This is a genomic window from Bradyrhizobium pachyrhizi, assembly GCF_001189245.1.
GTDB classification, from domain to species: Bacteria; Pseudomonadota; Alphaproteobacteria; order Rhizobiales; family Xanthobacteraceae; genus Bradyrhizobium; species Bradyrhizobium pachyrhizi.
This window is the reverse complement of sequence record NZ_LFIQ01000002.1, coordinates 1-392: the sequence shown is the minus strand read 5'-3', so window position 1 is coordinate 392 and position 392 is coordinate 1. Positions and strand designations below refer to the sequence as shown.

The following is a 392-nucleotide window of genomic DNA, read 5'->3' as shown; positions in this document are numbered from 1 at the left end:
TACATCGCCTTGACGATGTTCTCGGTGACCTTCTTGGCGTCGCCGAGCAACATCATGGTGTTGTCGCGGTAGAACAGCGGGTTGTCGATGCCGGCATAGCCCGAGGCCAGCGAGCGCTTGATGAACATCACGGTGCCGGCCTTCCAGACCTGCAGCACCGGCATGCCGTAGATCGGCGAGGTCTTGTCCTCTTCCGCCGCCGGGTTGGTGACGTCGTTGGCGCCGATCACGAAGGCGATATCGGCCTGGGCGAACTCCGAGTTGATGTCCTCGAGCTCGAACACCTCATCATAGGGCACGTTGGCCTCGGCCAGCAGCACGTTCATGTGGCCGGGCATGCGGCCCGCCACCGGGTGAATGGCGTATTTCACCTCGACGCCTTCCTTCTTCAG

1 protein-coding gene is annotated in these 392 nt (G+C 62.0%); it reads right to left on the bottom strand.

Translation table 11 applies throughout. The features are described from left to right. The coding region (locus tag AKL29_RS00035; RefSeq protein ID WP_160321686.1) for an NAD(P)(+) transhydrogenase (Re/Si-specific) subunit beta at window positions 1-392 on the bottom strand (392 nt) is incomplete at both ends.